Origin of the sequence: Pseudonocardia acidicola (genome assembly GCF_012911935.1) — a bacterium.
In the GTDB taxonomy this organism is placed as follows: Bacteria; Actinomycetota; Actinomycetes; order Mycobacteriales; family Pseudonocardiaceae; genus Pseudonocardia; species Pseudonocardia acidicola.
This window is the reverse complement of record NZ_JAAXLA010000153.1, coordinates 1-2,713: the sequence shown is the minus strand read 5'-3', so window position 1 is coordinate 2,713 and position 2,713 is coordinate 1. Positions and strand designations below refer to the sequence as shown.

The window sequence follows — 2,713 nt, the reverse complement described above, 5'->3', positions numbered from 1 at the left end:
ACCCCGGACCCAGCGCCCCGGCGCCGTCCGCGCTGGCCGGGCTGGCCGGGCTGGGTCGCCGCCGCCGTGGCGGCGTGCGCGGCCGCGGCCGTGCTCGCGGGACCGCCCGGCGTCCTCGGCGCCGCCGCCCCCGCCTCGACCGAGCCCCCGCCCTACACCGTCGGCTGCCGCGGCACACAGTGCGCGGGCGGGGAAGCGGAAGGCATGGGCTGCGGCATCGACGCCGCGACCTTCGCCGAGCTTCGGGTCGGGAGCGCCGACCTGGAACTCAGGATCAGCGACCAGTGCGCCGCCGCGTGGGCACGGATCTCCCACTCGGCTGCCGGGGACCGCGTGATCGTCATGGACCAGGACGGCCACAGCCAAGCCGCCACCGTCCCCGACACGGCCGCCGCCGAGCACTACGTTCCGACATCCATGATCGCCGCAGACGCGCACTCCCACGTCCGGGCCTGTGTGCAATCACGCGACCACGGCAACCAGTGCACCCCCTGGGGCGCCGAGAGTCCCGTCCCCCTAAACCTGCCCACTCCCCCGCCATCCCTGCGGGTGTCTACCGGCGGCTGACCCTCCGGGCGCCCGGCGACCGTGGCGGGTGTCGGTGGCCACCCCGCACTCCCGCTCCTGGTTGTGCTCGCGTGCGAGGAAGCCTAGATGATCACAAGGGTTGGCTGGCCGTCCCACGACTGCGTCAGCGCAATATGGATCCCGGCAGGTCAGAGGCTGGGACGTCCCACACTGGCCTGATCTTTCCGGCGGCTCTGTCGCCGCCGCTCCCCCGCCGCTCAAGATCGGATCGCACCGGGCGGCGGGACCCACCTGACGCCGCCTCGACGAGGACAGGGAGATCCCTCATGCGACGTTCCCTCGCCCTGGGCGGCCTGACCGCCTGTCTGGGCCTCTCATCGTTCCTGGCGGCCGGCCCGGCCCTCGCCGCCCCGGCGACGACTGCCGCCCCGGCCTCGGCCGGCGGCACCGCCCCCGCCTGCATCAAGCGCTACACCGGCTCCGGCGACGGCAACGAGTGGTACGCGATCGTGGAGAACGACTGCGGCAAGACCATGCGCGTCAAGGTCTACGGGACTCTCCCCTGGCAGGAAAGTGCCTGCCACACGCTGGCCCCGGGCCAGGACTTCGAGCACCGCGACAACCTCGGGCAATACCGCAAGACCGTCGTCTGCTGACCGCCTCGTCCGGCGCCGATCGGGATGGCCGGGCCTGTCGAGGGGGCAGGCCCGTCGCCGTAGTCGCCAGTGGGGGGCACTCCCACTGGCGAAAAGCGAGAGCCCCGTGGGCAGACCGCGCCCCCACCGGCGGTCGGAAGACGTGCTCTGGATCGGGCGGGGCCGATGCGCCCGGTAGCAGATTCGGCGAGCGGAGAAAGCTCTACCGGATTGAGCTGTGAACCGACCTCAAATCGGGGACCCGCTCCCGGTGCTACGCCGCCATCCTCGACGACGGTGTAGTGCATGGACCTCCTCGTCGAACGGCCCCCGCGGCGTGACCGTCAGCGCCACCGCCTGACCGGACTGCCCGATCGGCAGCGCACGCCAACGATGTGTGACCCGGCCGCGGAGCCGTGCGGCGAGGCCACAGCTCACCTGGCCGCCGCAGCAGCGAAGCTCTGCGGTGATCCCCGCGGCCCCGCTCGTCCCGCGACAGCGTCAGCGCGGCACGCATCCCCGCAGGTCAGAGGTCGGGACGTCCCACCTTGGCCTGATCTTCGAGGCGGCCCTGTCGCCGCCCGTGTCCCGCCCGCCAAGATCGCTTCGCACACCGGGCGCCGGGGCTCACCTGGCGGCCCCTCGACGAGCACAGGAGATTCCTCATGCGACGTTGCCTCGCCGTGGCCGGCCTGACCGCCTGCCTGGGCCTCTCATCATTCCTGGCCGCCACCCCGGCCCTCGCCGCCCCAGCGACGGCCGCCGCCCCGGCCTCGGCCGGCGGCACCGCCCCCGCCTGCATCGGGCGCACCGGGGGCTCCGACGACAGGTTCGGTGGCGGCTGGTCGGAGACCGTGACGAACAACTGCGGCAAGACCATGCGCGTCAAGGTCCTGGGCAGCGTCTCCTGGCAGCACAGCGCCTGCCACACGCTGGCTCCCGGCCAGAGCTTCACCCACACCGAGCACCACTTCGGGCACTACTACAAGACCGTGGTCTGCTGAGCACCTCACCGGGACCCATCAGAGCCGCCGGGCCTGTCGACTGTCGACGGGGCAGGCCCGGTCCGGCAGCACGGCCGAGCACCCACCAACAAATCGCGAGCCCCTCCGGGCAGACCGGGACCCAGCCGGCGGCCCCGAGCGTCGACCGTCGACGGGCGACGCATCGCGAAGCGCCTGGGCAGTAGCAGGAACCGACACGCGACCGCGGCGGAATGAAGCGACGACGTGTGTCGGCGCCGAATGCCAGGACGCCAAGGCCACTGCTCCACGTCATTCAGGGCCTCTACCTGCAACGATGCTGCCGACTTCGACATCACGCGAGGCCGGACGCGGCCCCGGTTGCCTCGATTTCGCACCACGAGTGTCTCCACGCCGCGCCGCAAGGCCTGATCATCTACTCGGTGGTCTTCGGGTGTGCTGGGCCACGTCCGCGGAGCTGGTGTATGAGATCGACTCCGCGTGATCTTGGTTGAGTTTATGCGGTCAGTGCCTCGGTTGGCGTGGTCGGCTCGCCGTCGGCCGAGGCGGGCTGTGCGGTGACGATGC

At 72.0% G+C, this 2,713-nt stretch carries 3 protein-coding genes; all 3 read left to right on the top strand.

Going from position 1 to position 2,713, the window contains the following annotated elements; translation table 11 throughout:
• The coding region (locus HF526_RS34320; RefSeq protein ID WP_169385815.1) for a DUF2690 domain-containing protein at positions 1 to 567 on the top strand (567 nt) is incomplete at its 5' end.
• Between the two features lie 287 nt (positions 568 to 854).
• Complete coding sequence (locus HF526_RS34315) at positions 855 to 1,184, top strand: hypothetical protein (protein ID WP_169385814.1); 330 nt, start codon at positions 855 to 857, stop codon at positions 1,182 to 1,184.
• 644 nt (positions 1,185 to 1,828) lie between these two features.
• Complete coding sequence (locus HF526_RS34310; RefSeq protein ID WP_169385813.1) at positions 1,829 to 2,167, top strand: hypothetical protein; 339 nt, start codon at positions 1,829 to 1,831, stop codon at positions 2,165 to 2,167.
• Positions 2,168 to 2,713 lie beyond the last annotated feature (546 nt).